This is a genomic window from Advenella alkanexedens (assembly GCF_019132845.1).
GTDB classification, from domain to species: Bacteria; Pseudomonadota; Gammaproteobacteria; order Burkholderiales; family Burkholderiaceae_B; genus Advenella; species Advenella alkanexedens.
The window spans coordinates 239593-255104 of the sequence record NZ_JAHSPR010000001.1 but is presented as its reverse complement, the minus strand read 5'-3'; the positions used below and the strand labels follow the sequence as shown (position 1 = coordinate 255104).

Annotated in this window: 12 protein-coding genes and 1 other RNA gene; 7 read left to right on the top strand and 6 right to left on the bottom strand. The window is 48.1% G+C overall.

The genetic code is table 11. From position 1 onward, the window contains the following. The first annotated feature begins 118 nt into the window (after positions 1–118). Positions 119–1297, top strand: a complete 1179-nt coding sequence (argE, locus tag KU392_RS01225; RefSeq protein ID WP_169294173.1) for an acetylornithine deacetylase — start codon at positions 119–121, stop codon at positions 1295–1297. An 82-nt stretch (positions 1298–1379) separates the two neighbouring features. Here the strand turns inward: argE and KU392_RS01220 are convergent, their stop codons facing one another. Continuing rightward, positions 1380–2618, bottom strand: coding sequence for a lytic murein transglycosylase (locus tag KU392_RS01220; RefSeq protein WP_217734333.1), 1239 nt, complete (start codon positions 2616–2618; stop codon positions 1380–1382). A 393-nt stretch (positions 2619–3011) separates the two neighbouring features. Here KU392_RS01220 and KU392_RS01215 point away from each other — a divergent pair, with 393 nt between their 5' ends. The 4 genes from KU392_RS01215 to rfbD all read left to right on the top strand — a co-directional run bounded on the left by KU392_RS01215 (position 3012) and on the right by rfbD (position 10437). After that, entirely contained in the window at positions 3012–5228 is a 2217-nt protein-coding gene (locus KU392_RS01215) for a carboxy terminal-processing peptidase (protein WP_169294175.1), read from the top strand. Positions 5229–5298: 70 nt separating this feature from the next. Beyond that, the gene (locus tag KU392_RS01210; protein ID WP_217734332.1) at positions 5299–6444 is read left to right on the top strand and encodes an efflux RND transporter periplasmic adaptor subunit; all 1146 of its coding nucleotides are present in this window, start codon (positions 5299–5301) and stop codon (positions 6442–6444) included. A 5-nt stretch (positions 6445–6449) separates the two neighbouring features. Next, on the top strand, positions 6450–9518 hold the full coding sequence (locus tag KU392_RS01205) for an efflux RND transporter permease subunit (protein ID WP_217734331.1): 3069 nt from the start codon (positions 6450–6452) through the stop codon (positions 9516–9518). 10 nt (positions 9519–9528) lie between these two features. After that, positions 9529–10437: a dTDP-4-dehydrorhamnose reductase gene (gene rfbD, locus KU392_RS01200; protein ID WP_217734330.1), complete on the top strand. Its 909-nt coding sequence runs from the start codon at positions 9529–9531 to the stop codon at positions 10435–10437. Here rfbD and KU392_RS01195 read toward each other — a convergent pair. Next, on the bottom strand, positions 10434–11168 hold the full coding sequence (locus KU392_RS01195; RefSeq protein WP_169294179.1) for a hypothetical protein: 735 nt from the start codon (positions 11166–11168) through the stop codon (positions 10434–10436). The genes rfbD and KU392_RS01195 overlap by 4 nt on opposite strands. A gap of 154 nt (positions 11169–11322) precedes the next feature. Between KU392_RS01195 and KU392_RS01190 the strand changes: the two genes are divergently transcribed. Together KU392_RS01190 and ssrA are read left to right on the top strand one after the other, a co-directional pair. After that, entirely contained in the window at positions 11323–11880 is a 558-nt protein-coding gene (locus tag KU392_RS01190) for a DUF1415 domain-containing protein (RefSeq protein ID WP_169294180.1), read from the top strand. Between the two features lie 28 nt (positions 11881–11908). Then, positions 11909–12239, top strand: a transfer-messenger RNA (tmRNA) gene (gene ssrA / locus KU392_RS01185). A 105-nt stretch (positions 12240–12344) separates the two neighbouring features. Here ssrA and KU392_RS01180 read toward each other — a convergent pair. From KU392_RS01180 to ompA, 4 genes are all read right to left on the bottom strand, one after another. Next, a complete protein-coding gene (locus KU392_RS01180; protein ID WP_169294181.1) occupies positions 12345–12935 on the bottom strand; it encodes an OmpA family protein in 591 nt (196 codons plus the stop codon). Beyond that, positions 12928–13611 carry an HAD-IA family hydrolase gene (locus KU392_RS01175; RefSeq protein ID WP_169294182.1) on the bottom strand — a complete coding sequence of 228 codons (684 nt, stop codon included), beginning with the start codon at positions 13609–13611 and terminating at the stop codon, positions 12928–12930. The genes KU392_RS01180 and KU392_RS01175 overlap by 8 nt, the downstream gene beginning before the upstream one ends. Then, a complete protein-coding gene (gene ubiG, locus KU392_RS01170) occupies positions 13599–14330 on the bottom strand; it encodes a bifunctional 2-polyprenyl-6-hydroxyphenol methylase/3-demethylubiquinol 3-O-methyltransferase UbiG (RefSeq protein ID WP_217734329.1) in 732 nt (243 codons plus the stop codon). Before ubiG ends, KU392_RS01175 begins: the two co-directional genes overlap by 13 nt. Before the next feature lie 151 nt (positions 14331–14481). Then, positions 14482–15048 (bottom strand): outer membrane protein OmpA, encoded by a 567-nt coding sequence (ompA, locus tag KU392_RS01165; RefSeq protein WP_169294184.1) that lies wholly within the window; start codon positions 15046–15048, stop codon positions 14482–14484. Positions 15049–15512 lie beyond the last annotated feature (464 nt).

Here is a 15512-nt window from a genome sequence, read left to right as displayed (position 1 = left end):
AAGCAACGGTTTTTTATGCTGCCCCTAAAAAACCAGCATTTATGTATTTTTGATGTCATTTTTACAACAGTGTAGCTGATACACTTGAAGATTGTTTTTTTCTTATATCTGAACAAGCATGTCTACATTTCCGCAAACCAGTCTTGACTGGACCAAAAAACTGATTGGCTTCGATACCACCAGTCGTTATTCAAATCTTGAGTTGATCGAATACATTAAGGCATATCTGACGCATTGTGGGGTAGAGAGCTTTTTGGTGTTTAATGCAGATGGCAAAAAGGCCAACCTGTTTGCCACTATTCCTGCAGCCAATCAGGAACACCTTGTCGGAGGGTTGGTGTTATCGGGGCATACCGACGTGGTTCCTGTCGATGGGCAGGACTGGAATAGTGAGCCTTTTGTGGCGCAAGAACGGGACGGGCGTTTATACGGGCGTGGTGCCTGCGACATGAAGGGGTTTATTGGGACGGTCCTGGCACTGGTGCCTGAATTTACCCAGTCCCATCTGAAAGCACCGTTGCATCTGGCTTTTTCCTTTGATGAGGAAATAGGTTGTCTGGGGGCCCCCCTTATGTTGCAGGAACTGGCGCAAAAGGGCATTAAACCGGCGGGTTGTATTGTGGGTGAGCCGACAGGCATGCGGCCGGTTGTGGCGCATAAGGGGATTAGCGCGTACAAATGTATCGTACATGGCTGTGCCGCGCATTCATCATTAACCCCAGTGGGTACAAATGCCATTGAATATGCCGCGCGTATTATCTGCATGTTCCGTGACTTAACCGATGAAATAAAACGAAAAGGGCCGTTTGATGCGTATTTTGATGTGCCCTTTACCACCGGGCAAACCAGTACCATCCAGGGCGGCAATGCCATCAATACGGTGCCTGCACATTGTGAATTCCTTTTTGAGTACCGTACATTGCCGGCACAATCACCCACTGAAATACTGGGACGGATTGAATCTTATATTAATGATGTCCTGGTGCCGCAAATGAAAAAAGAAAATCCCGATGCCGGTATCGAGCTGATTAAGCTGGCCAGTGCGCCGGGTATGGAAACGGCTGAAAAAGAAGCCATCATGCAACTGGTGCGTGGGCTGACCAAAGAAACGGAAATCGCTAAAGTGGCTTATGCAACGGAAGGCGGCCTGTTTCAGCAGGCCGGGATTCCAACGGTTATTTGTGGGCCAGGAAGCATAGAGCAGGCGCACAAGGCCAACGAATACATTGCTCTGGAGCAATTGGCTAAATGCGAGACGTTTTTAAGAAGTGTGTGTGCCAGTCAGCAAGTGGACTGAGTCATTCACACTAAATAAAACTAAAAAATTAAAAACACAGCCGTAAGAAAAGGGCTGCGTTTTTTATCATGTGGCTTGCCGTTCAATTGGCTTGCCGCAGCGCGCGCAGGATTTTTTGTCCGGCACGGCCATCGGCTTGCAGGCCCAGTCTGGTTTGTTCGACTTTGATGGCCTCACGGGTTTTACTGCCAATCAAGCCATCCGCTTCGCCAATATCATGACTTTTTTGCAGCAGTATTTTTTGCAAGGTAATCCGTTCGCTACGTGACAGGCCCAGATCATCAGTCGGCCAGGCTTTTTTGAAGGCACCTTCACCTTTAAGGCGATCAGACAGGTGGGCAATGGCCAGGGCATAGCTTTCTGCCGCGTTATAGCTGTAGATAACGTCAAAATTCTTGAAAACCAGGAAAGCTGGGCCATTGACCCCTGCGGGTGTAAGCAGGCCCGCTTGCATGGAAGTGGGGGCTAGTTTGTTTAGCGGTTGGCCATTGACGTCGGTAAGGCCTTTGTTGATCCAGGTTTGCAGGGTCCGTTTCTTTTTGCGGCCTTCACCGGCAATGGAAAGATTATCGGGCAGTTTGACTTCAAAGCCCCAGGGCTGACCGCTGTGCCAGCCATTCTTGGCCAGGTAGTTGGCCGTAGAGGCCAGGGCATCCTCGGTATTGTCCATCAGGTCGCGGTGTCCGTCACCATCAAAATCAACGGCAAGGCGCTCAAATGTGGTGGGCATGAATTGGGTATGTCCGAAAGCACCTGCCCATGATCCAACCAGGCGCTCGGGGGTAATGTCGCCAGATTGCAGGATCCTGAGTGCAGCAAAGAATTCTTTCTGGAAAAACGCCTGTCGGCGTCCATAGCAGCTTAAGGTTCCCAAAGCCTGAACCAGTGGGTATTTGCCGAACGTTTGGCCAAAGTTGCTTTCCACTCCCCAAACGGCAACCACTGTTGCAGGGTCAACCCCGTATTTTTCCTGGATGCGGGCCAGGGTATTTTTATGAAGACGAAGATTTTGCAGGCCTTCCTGGATGCGTTGTTCATCAACAAGCGCCGCCAGGTAGTCCCAGATGGGTTGCTTGAATTCAGGCTGATAATCCAGTTTTTCCAGGATGCTCATGTCAGGGACAATACTGTCAGTGAATTGTCTGAAAGAGGAGGCGGAAATACCGGCTTTTTGTGCTTCAGGCTGCAGTCTGTCCAGGCAGGCGGCAAAGTCGGTATTTTGTGCCTGTATGGGAAAACTGGCACAAAAAAACAGGGGAATTAAGGAAAGTAAGCCGCCAAAGCGGGAAATGGCTGGTTTTTTTGGAAAATAGCGGGCCATGAATATCTCTCTTGTTTGTCCTGAAGTCAATGGATTGTAGCAGTATGAAGCATTTGCATTAGCCAGGTGCTTTTTTTCCTGTAACTTTTGATGAATATCCTGCTAATATCAGTCTTGTGTTTTTTTCTTCGATTACAGGCGGGTTGCGGTAAAACAGGTAAAATTGCAGTTCAGAAAAAGTAATGCAAGACAAATAAAATAAACTTTTTCTAAAATTCAGTGTCATTTATCTTGTGATAAGTCACGAAGGCCAAATAGACATGGTTGTAGCGCATGAAAGGGTAAGCGTTGTTTGTGTCCAGGCATGAATTTGCTTATAAAACCGACTGTTAATATATATATAAACCAAGCAGTAAGGTATTGCCTGGTTTTACTGAAAAGAGATGATGTCGCATGAAGTTTAAAGTATTAGTAGCTGCGTTGGCATTCATTGCCACCTCCGGGTGTGTATATGCCGACTCCGAAACCGTCAGCAAGGTTGATCAAGTGGGTCAGGCCCAGGTCATCCAGCCTGTGTTGGCCCGGCAATCGGCCGAGTCAACGGCAGGCAAAACCGAATCGGTAACTTCAGGCAGCCTGAAAAAGCCACAGAAACAAGCGCTTTCCCCAGATATCGAGCATGCCAAGGCGGCCATTATTGTTTCAAACATTCTGACCCGTTTCGAATATGATAAAAAACCGTTGGACACCTTCATGTCCCACGCGGTTTTTGATGAATATCTGAAAATGCTCGATCCTTCAAAAATGTTTTTTCTGAAGTCCGATATCGAGAAATTTTCAGCTGTGAAAGATCAAATGAATGACATGCTGCTAAATGGCCGCCTGGAAATTCCGTTTGATATTTTTGAAATTTACCAGGACCGCGTTGAACAGCGTTTTGATCACGCCTTGTCCACCCTGAAAGAGGATTTTGATTTTTCCATTGACGAGTCTTTTGAGCTTGACCGAAAGAAAAGCAAATGGGTTGAGACCAATGAGGAAATCAATGATTTGTGGCGCAAGCGGGTCAAGAATGATTATTTAAGATTGAAGCTGGCAGGCAGTTCTGATCAAAAAATCAAGGATACGTTAAGGAAGCGTTATATTAATAATCGCAACCAGATTTTACGCATGAGCAGTGAAGATGTCAGTGAGATGTTCATTAATGCGTATGCCAGCAGTACCGATCCGCACACCAATTATTACAGCCCTTCTTCAGCCAAGAACTTTGATGTGCAAATAAGCCTGTCTGTCGAGGGAATTGGCGCTGTATTGCAAAAGCGTGATGAGTATGGCCAAATCCGTGAAGTGGTGCCAGGTGGGCCTGCTGACAAGTCCGGACAGATTCAGCCGGGTGATCGCATTGTGGCTGTCGGTCAGGGGGCAAAAGGTCCCATGGAGGACGTGATTGACTGGCGTCTTGATGATATCGTCAACAAGATTCGCGGCAAACGCGGCAGTACAGTCAGGATCGAAATCATTCCTGCCGAGGGTGGTATTGACGGTAAGCCGAAAGTCGTCACCCTTGTACGTCAAAAGGTAACGCTTGAGGACCAGGCTGCCAAATACAAAATACTTGAAGTTGAAAATGATGGTCAAACCAGAAAAGTGGCTGTGATTACTATCCCCAGCTTCTATGAAGACTTTGATGCCCGTGCCCGCGGGGAAGAGAACTTTAAAAGTGTGACGCGTGATGTTCGCGCCATTCTGGAGGAACTGAACAAGGCCAATGTTGATGGCGTCGTTTTGGATATGCGCAATAATGGCGGTGGTTCCCTGACTGAAGCGGCAAACCTGAGTGGATTGTTTATCGGAGGGCCGAGCCCGATTGTGCAGGTGCGCACTGCCGAAGGCTCGGTGTCCAATGTGCGCAGCATGAAAACAGACATGGTGTGGGATAAGCCTCTGGCAGTATTGGTTAACCGTATTTCCGCGTCGGCATCCGAGATTTTTGCAGGAGCCATGCAAGATTACGGACGTGGCGTGGTGCTGGGTGATCCTACCTGGGGTAAAGGGTCGGTGCAAACCATTCGTGGGTTGAACGAATTTTTGCGTCGTCCCCAGGATGAAGAACTGGGTTCCCTGAAATGGACCATCCAGAAATTTTTCCGTGTCAATGGCAGTTCAACGCAGGTCAAGGGTATTGTGCCCGATATCATCTTCCCTACGGTGTTTGATGCCAAAGAACTGGGTGAATCCAGTTATGAAAATGCCATGCCCTGGACTGAAATTGACCCCGCTTCATACAAACCTGTGGGGGATTTGAAGCCAACCATTGTCAATTTGGCCCGTTTGCACAAAGATCGTGTTAGCGAATCGGGAAGCTGGAAGTTAATGCAGGATGAATTGGACTACGCCCGCAAGCTCTCAGACCAGAAAGTCATTTCCCTGAACTATCAAACCCGTCTTGAAGAACGTGAAAACATGGAAGCCCAACGTAAGGATTTTGAGGCCAGACGCAAGGAGCTGGGAGAGTCCGATGTGGGTAGCTTCCGGCTTGATGATGGCTTGCAGGCAGGCGAGGGCAATCTTAAAGAAGAGCTGGCCAATGAGAAAAAACGCAAGGACAATATTGATATTGCGGCCAAAGAGGCGGCCAATATTGTCGCGGATATGGTCAACATGAAGTAAACCACAAGCAAGAAGCAAGCCTTCATCAATAAGGCGGCTTCTTGCAGGATGATAATAATTGAGCCATTGCATGCCAGTTCGAGCCGTTGTCGTGTTTTTGAACCTATTGTTGCTCTTTTTTCTGGGGCCTTCAATGGCATGGGCCAGCAATGGTCCTGCCGAGCCGCCCCGTCCTGCATTAACGGTTTCTGTCCAGCAGGTTGATTTTGTTGAAATGGAAAGAATCCTGTCTGCCACCGGCAATATTCGCCCATGGCAGGATGCCAGTGTAAGTGTGCAAACCACTGGTTTGCGCCTGAAAGCGGTTTTTGCCGATGTGGGTGATGTCGTCCAGGCCGGGCAACTTCTGGCTGAGTTTGATGACACCATCATCAGGACGGAAATTGACCAGACCAGGGCGGCTATCATCCAGGCTCAGGCCAGTCTTGAGCAAGCGACCCAAAATGCCAAGCGTATCCGTCGTCTCATGGGTAGTGGCGCGGTCAGTCAACAAGAGGCAGATCAAATCCTGGCGGCTGAAAAAATCAATCAGGCTCAACTGGCCTCGGCCCAGGCTGCATTGCTTGGGCAGGAGCAGCGTTTGGCTTATACCCGGTTGCTGGCACCTTATGATGGGGTTGTTTCGGCAAAGTCTGCCATCTTGGGGGCCGTTTATAGTCCCGGTCAAGAGCTTTTTCATCTGATTGTCCAGAATAAGCTGCAATGGGAAGCGTCGGTCTCGAGCCGCCATTTGAGCGAGCTTGAGACGGGGACAAAAGCGATTTTGCATGTTGGGGAGGGTGTTGTTGAAGGGACGGTCAGGCAACAGTCGCCCGCTCTGAATGAGCAAACCCGGCAGGCTATCGTGTATGTGGATCTGGTTCCCAGTCCCTTGGTTAAGGCAGGCATGTTTGTCAGGGGGGACTTTAAACTGGGTACCCGTGAAGTTATTGTATTGCCGCGTCAGGCCCTGGTGTTGCGGGATGGCTTTTATTATGTATTTGTTCTCGAGGAAAATAACAGGGTTGCATTGCGGAAAATAGACATCGGCCAGTCTTTACCCGATGGCGTGGAAGTACTTTCCGGCTTGGTTGCAGGTGATACGATCGTGGTCAAGGGGGCACGCTTCCTTGAAGATGGTGATACGGTTCGTGTGGCTCAGGTTGCCGCTGATACAGTACCTGGAATGGCTTCCGTTACAGCTTCCGGTGCAGCCTTTGCCAGGGCCGGGCAGTAAATATCATGAACGTATCCGCCTGGTCAATCAGGAATCCTTTACCGGCCTGCATGATTTTCGTGTTGTTGACCTTGATGGGCCTGTTTTCATTCCATCAGATGAAAATCCAGAATTTTCCTGATATTGATTTGCCCACGGTTGTGGTGACCACCGTGCTTGAGGGGGCTACGCCTTCGCAGCTTGAAAATGATGTTGCCCGCAAGATGGAAGACAAGCTGGCAACCGTGCAGGGTATCAAACATATTTTCAGTACCTTGGAAGATGGCGTGGCGACTGTCACGGCCCAGTTCAATCTTGAAAAACCCACCCAGGAAGCGGTTGATGATGTGCGTAGTGCCATTTCTGCGATCAGGAACGATTTGCCGGCCGATATTCGTGAACCTGTGGTTACAAAACTGGAGATGGCAGCCCAACCCATATTGGCTTTTACAGTTCACTCCAGCCGGATGGATCAGACTGATCTGTCCTGGTTTGTGGACAATGAAGTCGCTAAAGCGTTGCTGGCGGTGCCTGGTGTTGGCGCAGTCAATCGGGTGGGGGGCTTCGAACGTCAGGTCAAAATAGAGCTTGATCCGGTTCTGATGCAAGGCCTGGATGCCACGGCAGCGGAAATCTCCAGAAAGCTCAGGGATATTCAAAAGGAATTGTCAGGTGGAAAAACCGAACTGGGCAAGCAGAATCAGCCCATTCGAACCCTGGGGGCGGTCAAAACCGCCGCTGAGCTTGGTAATATTCAAATTCCCTTGAATAATGGACAGGTCATTACCTTGTCTGATGTTGCCACCATTACCGATACTTATGCCGATCCGGAAACGATCGCTTTCATGGATGGCGGGCCGGTGATCGCCTTTGAGGTGTCACGCAGTCGGGGAGCGGGTGAAATCGAGGTGGGCCAGGGGGTTGTTGAAGCGTTGACAACGCTGCAGGGCAAATATGCCGATATTGAATTTGAAAAGGCTTTTGACATGGTTGCACCCGTGCAGGGTGAATACAATGGCTCCATGCATATGCTGTATGAGGGCGCTTTGCTGGCTGTGGTGGCCGTTTGGCTATTCCTTAGAAATGTTCGGGCAACCCTGATTTCAGCCGTTGCCTTGCCCATGTCAATCATTCCTGCTTTTATCGGGATGTATTTCCTGGGCTTTACCGTTAATGTGGTCACACTGTTGGCGCTTTCTCTGGTGGTGGGTATTCTGGTAGATGATGCGATTGTGGAAGTGGAAAATATCGTGCGTCACCTGAGAATGGGCAAGACGCCTTATCAGGCAGCGATGGAGGCGGCTGATGAAATTGGGTTGGCCGTGGTGGCGACCACTTTTTCATTGATTGCGGTTTTCTTGCCAACGGCATTCATGAGTGGTATTGCAGGCAAGTTTTTCAAGCAATTTGGCTGGACGGCCTCTTTGGCCGTTTTTGCTTCCCTGGTGGTCGCACGCATGCTGACACCCATGATGTGCGCCTATATTCTGAAACCGGCTGTCCGGGAGGACAAGGATGCGGCCTGGATGCGGGGATATCTGTCTCTGGTTAAAAAGTGCCTGCATCATCGCTGGATAACCGTGATTTTGTCGGGTTTGTTTTTTATTGGCTCAATCATGATTGTGCCTTTGTTGCCCACCGGTTTCATGCCGGCTGATGATACTTCCCAGACTCAGGTTTATCTTGAGTTGCCACCTGGCTCCCAAATTGAAGAAACCACAGAGGCAGCCAATCACGCTCTTACCCTGTTGGCCGGCAATCCGTATATAGAAGGCATTTATACCAGCATAGGTGGTGGGGCGGCCGGGGGTGACATGTTTGCCATCGGGACCACGCAGGATGTGCGTAAAGCGACTTTAACCATCCTGTTGAAAAATCGGGGTGACAGACCTGTAAAACAGGTCCTGGAAAATGAATTCCGGGATCTGTTGCTGCAAATACCCGGGGTCAGGGTGAAGGTTGGTCTGGGCGGTTCTGGAGAAAAATATGTGCTGGTCTTGTCTGGAGATAATGCCGATGTGTTGCAGGAGGCGGCTTTGAATGTGGGTCGTGAGTTGCGAACGATTGGCGGATTGGGAAATATTTCATCCACCGCCAGTCTGGTACGCCCCGAAATTGAAATTTATCCCAAATATGATTTGGCGGCCGAATATGGAGTAAGCAGCGTGGCTATTGCCGATACCCTGAGGGTGGCGACCAGTGGGGATTATGAGGTGGCGCTGTCCAAGTTGAATGTTGACCAGCGTCAGGTGCCTATTGTGGTAAGCCTGCAAAAGTGGGTGCTTGAAGATATCGATTTTCTTAATGAGCTGAAAGTGCCTGGCTCACAGGGATCGGTGCCCTTGAGTACGATTGCGGATATTCGTCTGGGGGCCGGCCCTGTTGTGGTCAATCGTTATGATCGGGCCAGAAATATTAATTTTGAAATTGAGCTTTCCGGCCAGGCCTTGGGTGATGTCATTAAAAAAGTCATGCAGTTGCCTTCCATCCAGCAACTGCCGGCAGGTATTTCCATTGTCAGCATTGGTGATGCGGAAATTATGGGGGAGTTGTTCGAGAGTTTTTCTTTGGCAATCGCAGTGGGGATTATTTGCATTTATATTGTGCTGGTGCTGCTTTTCAAGCAATTCTTGCATCCTTTCACCATTCTGGCTGCCTTGCCCTTATCGCTGGGGGGCGCTTTCCTGGGCTTGTTGCTGGCAGACAAGAGTTTTTCCATGCCGTCCTTGATTGGTCTTATCATGCTGATGGGTATCGCCACTAAAAACTCAATTCTACTGGTTGAATATGCGATTTTGGCGGAACGCGAAAAGCATATTTCGCGTTATGAAGCATTGCTGGATGCCTGTCATAAAAGGGCGCGTCCCATTTTAATGACAACCCTGGCCATGGGGGCTGGCATGGTGCCGCTGGCTTTTGGGCTTAGTGAGGCCGATCCGGGTTTTCGTTCACCGATGGCGATTGCCGTAATAGGTGGTTTAATTACATCGACCTTTTTAAGTCTGTTGGTTATTCCCGTGGTCTTTACCATTGTTGATGACATCAGTCTTTTCTTGCAGCGTCATTTCGGTGGCGTGTTTAACAAGCCGGAGTAATGTAATTATTATGAAAATTCTATTACTGGGGAAAAATGGCCAGCTTGGCTGGGAATTGCAACGGGCATTGCAGCCTTTGGGGCAGATCTTTGCCCTGTCCCGTCATAATGAATATGGTCTGTGTGGTGATTTGTCAGACCTTCATGGACTGGCAAATACCATTGAATATTTAAAGCCGGATGTTGTGGTTAATGCAGCCGCTTATACGGCCGTTGACAAGGCTGAGTCAGATCGTGAGCAGGCACTTTTGATCAATGCCAGAGCCCCGGTGACTATTGCCGGGGCCTTGAAGGCCCATCAGGGCTTATTGGTGCATTATTCTAGTGACTATGTTTTTGATGGCACCGGAGAGCAGGCCCGGTCAGAGTTGGCGCAGGGCAATCCTGTCAACTATTATGGTTATACCAAACTGGAAGGCGAACGTGAAATTATGCGTTCAGGGTGTGGGCATTTGATTTTTCGTACCAGCTGGGTATATGGTACGCATGGCGGAAATTTTGCCAAAACAATGATTAAACTGGCCAGGGAAAAAGAGAAGTTGGCCATTGTGAGTGATCAGATTGGCGTGCCAACCGGTGCGGACTTGATTGCGGATGTCACGGCACATGCCATACGGTTTTATTTCAATGAGCATCCGGGTCCAAACCGTAACGCTTTGAATGGCATATACCATTTGGTGCCCGATGGGGAAACCTCATGGCAGGCCTATGCCAACCTGATCTTTGAACAGTTACGTGCCAAAGGGGTCTCATTGGCACTTCAGGAGGTTGTGCCGGTTACGACAGCCCAATACCCCACGCCGGCCAGGCGTCCCCTGAATTCAAGATTGAGCAATGGCAAAATAAAACAAGTGTTCAATTTGCATATGCCTGGCTGGCGGCCTGGTGTTTGCCGTTTGGTTGATGAATTGTTGTTTTAATCGGCGTTGGGCTTGGTAACCAGCGCCAGGTCATAGAAAATATGGCTGGCATTTATAAATTTATACAGGCAATGACCAAGGTCTACGTACCCGTCTTCGTTGAAGCGTTGCTCCATGAATGCCCTCATTTTTTTCAGGCTTTCCAGCAGTGAGGGGATCTGGCCAGGTTCAAAACTCCATATGTCAGTATTGAACTGCAGGCATATATTCCCGGTTTGCCCTGACAGGTAGGGTGAGGGATAGGAGTTGGGCAAAATGAATTTGTTTTTGGCTTCAGGTTTGTTGGCAGAAAGTGCATGCACCGCAGGGTCAAAAACCTGGCCTGGTCTGATGAAAAACAAACGTTTTACCTTGCTGAAAATTTGGTGCTGTTGTGCTACTTCCAGAAACCAGATCAAGCAGGTTAGTTCGGTAAGGTTGAAAGATTTTATGCGCTCAGCGTATTGTTCGATTGTTTTCTGGATAATTTCGTTGTTGTTGTATTCCATCAAAAAGTCGATCTGTTTTAATAAGTCGATTTTTTTCGTGTCATCCAGGGCGATAGCGCCATGTTCAATGACCGATATCAATGAACCTTTGGCTGATTCGTTAATGCTGCGGACAGTAGCCAGAAGCTGTTCATAGGCGCTTTCAGCTGAATGCTCGGAGGGGGCGGTTGGTTCCATCGTATTGTCAATGGATGTGTTGGCACGGTCATTGATCGCACTGGGAATAATAAAAGCAAAGGTCATGATGTTGCTAACGAGCCGGAAATTATTGTAAAACACTCCATTCTACACGCTTGTGCGGCATGATGAGTTGGTTTTATTGTTTTAGGGTACGCAAGCGGTGTGCTAAGAGTAGCGATACAATAGGACTTTATCAATTAAGCGGGTTAAAGAGATTATGTTAACAATTCAGCCTTCAGAAGAAACGGTTATACTGGAAAAGACAAAAAAATGGGTCGAAAAAGCCGTGATTGGCCTGAACCTGTGTCCTTTTGCCAAAAGTGTTTACGTAAAGAATCAGGTACGCATTGTTGTAACGGGTGCTGAAACGGTGAAAGAGCTGCAGCAGATCTTGGTCAAAGAGTGTGAAAACCTGATCGAAACCGATCCTGAAGTCCTGGATACCTGTTTGTTGGTGGTGCCGTATGTGTTTGAGGACTTTTATGGTTTTAATGATTTTCTGGATATTGCCGAGCTGACTCTTGAAGAGTTGGAACTGGTGGGAGAGTTGCAAATAGCAAGTTTTCATCCCGAGTATCAGTTTGCCGATACCGAAGTCGATGATATCGGTAATTATACCAACCGCTCACCCTATCCCATCTTGCATCTGATCAGAGAGTCAAGTCTGGACAAGGCGACACAGCAATATCCTGATGCCAGTGTCATTTTTGACAGTAACATAGAAAAAGTCACGCAATTGGGCGTTCAGGGCTGGAAAAAACTGCTGGAAGACTAAAAAAGTTTGTAATGCATTGAAATAAAAGTGCTTCTTTGAGTGTGGATTTATTTTGTTTTTGTGTTATTATTCTACTCAAGCTGTATATCTGGTTAACTGAAGGTTTTCTGGACGCGGGTTCGAGTCCCGCCGTCTCCACCAACAGGATATTTGCAATAGAGTATCTTGTTGATGGGGACGCCAAGGTTTCGACAGGGAAAGATAGGAAGACTGGCAGCCGGTAGGCGATGACCGTAAATCAAGCAAAACTCTTAAATGCAAATGACGAAAGTTACGCATTAGCCGCCTAATTTGGCCGCTAGGAGCCTGATCCACTTGGCAACAGAACGGATTGGAAGGGAGCTTCGGCTCCCTTTTCCATTTTCAGGATGCGATTTTTTTCTTTTGGCTGAAGGCCCATGAAGGGTGGTTTTTTTGGTCAAGCTTATGAAATATTGGGGGAGGTAACCCCCGGTATATGGGATCTATCTTAATTCGTACAAATACAGTTCAATGCGGCGGTTTACGGCTCTGCCGTAGGTGGTGTCATTGCTCATGAGTGGGTCGATGGAACCTCTGCCTTCGATGTCAATCCGGACGCTTTTCACCCCTTTTTTAATTAAGTAATGGGCAACCGCAGAGGCTCTTTGTACGGACAGGGCCTGGTTGTTAATTTCGTCTCCTTGAGAGTCGGTATGTCCAACGACCTTAATGCGCAGGTTCTGGGTTTGTTTAAGTTCTGTAACAATTTTATCCAGAATAGGGAACATTTTTCGGTTGATGTTGGTTTTGCCAGAGCGAAATGAGTTGTTGGCCGGCAAAATAATTCTAAGGCTGCCATCGTGCACGCGGTTTACTTCAACACCTAATGACTCTTTGTCCGAGTCTTTAATGGATTTGGTGATTGTGTCCCAGTTGCTGGGTGATAGTGCCGTACGCCCGAAAAAGATGGAAGTGGGCTTTCCATCGGGATCCACATTCAGGCTGCCGGGGCCAGGATTCAGGACGCAGCCGGAAAGCAGTGTGGAAGACGCCAGTAATAATCGTAAGGATGTCAAATGCCGGGAATTAATCATTTCCAACCTCATTTTTTTGAATCAGGTGAGTAATGGCATCCCACAGCTCATTGACTTTGTCTACTATCATATCGGCCTGCCAGTCATGTATCTTGTCTGTATTGTTACAGTATCCATAGGAAACGGCAATGGTGGCCATATTGGCCGCTTTTCCAGCGATGATGTCCCGTTCATCGTCACCGACATAAATGCAGTGTTCGGGCAGGCTGTTGGCCAGCTGGGCAGCGTGGAGTAAAGGTGCGGGATGTGGTTTGGCGTAAGGCGTGGTGTCTCCGCATACATTGGCAACGCTGCGGGTAGTTAGCTGGAAATGGTCGAACAGGGGAAAAGATAGATCCTTCGCCTTATTGGTGACAATACCCCAACCTATATTGTTTTGTTCTATCTTGTCCAGCAATTCGGTAATGCCGGTAAAGAGCCGACTGTTGGTCGTCATGCAGTTTTTATAGTCTTGTAAAAATTGCTGGCGAACCATTTCGTATTCCGTGTGTCCGGGTTGCAGGTTCAGAGCTGCCCCAAGCAGCCCTCTGGCGCCTTGTGAGGCATAAGGTCTTAAGGCTGCATATTCCAGTGCGGGCAATCCTTTGCGAATGCGTTGTAAATTAGCTGCATGCGCAAGGTCTGGGGCGCTATCAACCAGCGTGCCATCAAAATCAAAGAAAACTATTCTTCGCATTTACGAGTCGCTATCAAATAATTGACCGAAGTATCGTTACTGAGTTTATATTTCGCAGTTAAAGGATTGTATTCAAGTCCTTTCATGCTGATTAAATCAAGTTTTGCACAGCGTGCACAGGAAACCAGTTCGCTGGGTTTGATGAAACTGCCATAGTTATGTGTTCCTTTGGGAAGCAGGTTCATAATATACTCGGCTCCTATGATGGCATACATGAAAGATTTCATGTTTCGGTTGAGTGTGGAGAAAAACACCCAACCACCGGGTTTAACCAATTTTGCACAGGCATTGACGATGGAGGCAGGATCGGGAACATGCTCAAGCATTTCCATGCAGGTGACCACATCGTATTGTGCCGTGCGTTCTTGGGCGATTTGTTCAACCGCCACTTTAAGGTATTCTACTTTTATCCCGGATTCCAGTCCGTGCAACTTTGCAACAGTCAGTGACTTTTGGGCAAGGTCTATACCGGTAACTTTGGCACCGGCTGCTGCCATGCTTTCGGAAAGAATGCCACCGCCACAGCCTACATCGATAATTGTTTTGTCAGTCAGGGAGCCAGCCAGTGACTGAATCCATTCGAGCCTGAGTGGATTAATGGCGTGTAAGGGTTTGAATTCACTGGTAGGATCCCACCATTTGGATGCCAGGGCGCTGAATTTTTCCAGTTCAGCCGGGTCTGCGTTGATGGGATCGGAAGTGATGGTGGGAGTATTCATAGGGCCTTATTCTTGAAACCTGAAAATAATCGGGGTGTAAACAGTAAGGATTCAAGTTTATCATAGGCCAGGAAAGACTGTCCTGAAGGCGGATAGTAAAAAGCCCCCAATAGGGGGCTTTTTACTGTAGGAAAAAATAAATTTCCTGCGCTTAGTTGCGTGGAGTACCGATGATTTCGATTTCTACGCGACGGTTTTTAGCACGACCTTCGCGAGTTGCGTTGGAAGCGATTGGGTCGTTTTCACCGCGGCCGGAAGCGATAATCTGGTCGGCAGGAATGCCTTGAGAGATCAGGTAGTTTTTAACAGTGGCTGCACGGCGCTCTGACAGACCTTGGTTGTATTGTGCAGTACCGATAGAGTCGGTATAACCAACAGCAATAACTGATTCAAGGTTAAGTTGTTTTGCCTGTTGGGCAACCTGGTCCAGAATGTTACGGCCTTCAGGTTTCAGGGTTGATTTGTCAAAATCAAAGAATGTGTCAGCGTTGAGCGTTACTTTCTGGGCAACGATGTCGCGTGCTTGTGGTGCACCGCAGCCTTGAGCTGCTGTTGCAGGTGTCCAGAAGTTGTCACGCCAGCAATGTTCATTTGTGCCGTTCATCCAAACCAGACCGTATGGGTTTACCCAATTGTCGACAGTTTGCGCTGATGCGACGCCAGAAGTTGCGGCAGCAACCACGGCGAATGCTAATGCGAATTTAGAGGGCTTATTCATGTTTCTCCTCGTTGAGCTTGAAAGCTAAAAAATGACTCGCAGCGAAACCCGCCGCATGATTGGAAATCAGGGTCAGTATAGCAACGCTTGAAAGTTCATTCAAAGGGTTAAGCTAGATTTTCCCGTGTTCTTGAACAGATCTTACGCGATTTTCCCGTGGCTTGTAGAGCGTAAGCCCAACATTTTTAAAGGATCTTTTCAAATCTGTCGTTTATATGCAAATTTTGTTGGATTTGAGCAACAAGCAGTAAAATGTGTAGGTGCGGTGAAAAACGTTGAAATCTTTAAGTATTTAAAGATGAACTCGAAACCTAAAACTTAAAGGAATTGGTCGAAAATAAAGGGGGATGCTCCTGAATAAAATCTTTTTAAGCCAACGGATTGATGTTTGTCCATGCACTATAAATGTTAGAATCAACATTTCGCCCAAATTGGCTTTTTCATTATTGGTAGAGACATTTTAG

Coding starts and splice junctions, on each gene's coding strand:
- KU392_RS01175 (WP_169294182.1), bottom strand. CDS start 13,611: ATGCGAAGAATAGTTTTCTTTGATTTTGATGGCACGCTGGTTGATAGC.
- KU392_RS01215 (WP_169294175.1), top strand. CDS start 3,012: ATGAAGTTTAAAGTATTAGTAGCTGCGTTGGCATTCATTGCCACCTCC.
- ubiG (WP_217734329.1), bottom strand. CDS start 14,330: ATGAATACTCCCACCATCACTTCCGATCCCATCAACGCAGACCCGGCT.
- KU392_RS01195 (WP_169294179.1), bottom strand. CDS start 11,168: ATGACCTTTGCTTTTATTATTCCCAGTGCGATCAATGACCGTGCCAAC.
- KU392_RS01205 (WP_217734331.1), top strand. CDS start 6,450: ATGAACGTATCCGCCTGGTCAATCAGGAATCCTTTACCGGCCTGCATG.
- ompA (WP_169294184.1), bottom strand. CDS start 15,048: ATGAATAAGCCCTCTAAATTCGCATTAGCATTCGCCGTGGTTGCTGCC.
- rfbD (WP_217734330.1), top strand. CDS start 9,529: ATGAAAATTCTATTACTGGGGAAAAATGGCCAGCTTGGCTGGGAATTG.
- argE (WP_169294173.1), top strand. CDS start 119: ATGTCTACATTTCCGCAAACCAGTCTTGACTGGACCAAAAAACTGATT.
- KU392_RS01220 (WP_217734333.1), bottom strand. CDS start 2,618: ATGGCCCGCTATTTTCCAAAAAAACCAGCCATTTCCCGCTTTGGCGGC.
- KU392_RS01210 (WP_217734332.1), top strand. CDS start 5,299: ATGCCAGTTCGAGCCGTTGTCGTGTTTTTGAACCTATTGTTGCTCTTT.
- KU392_RS01190 (WP_169294180.1), top strand. CDS start 11,323: ATGTTAACAATTCAGCCTTCAGAAGAAACGGTTATACTGGAAAAGACA.
- KU392_RS01180 (WP_169294181.1), bottom strand. CDS start 12,935: ATGATTAATTCCCGGCATTTGACATCCTTACGATTATTACTGGCGTCT.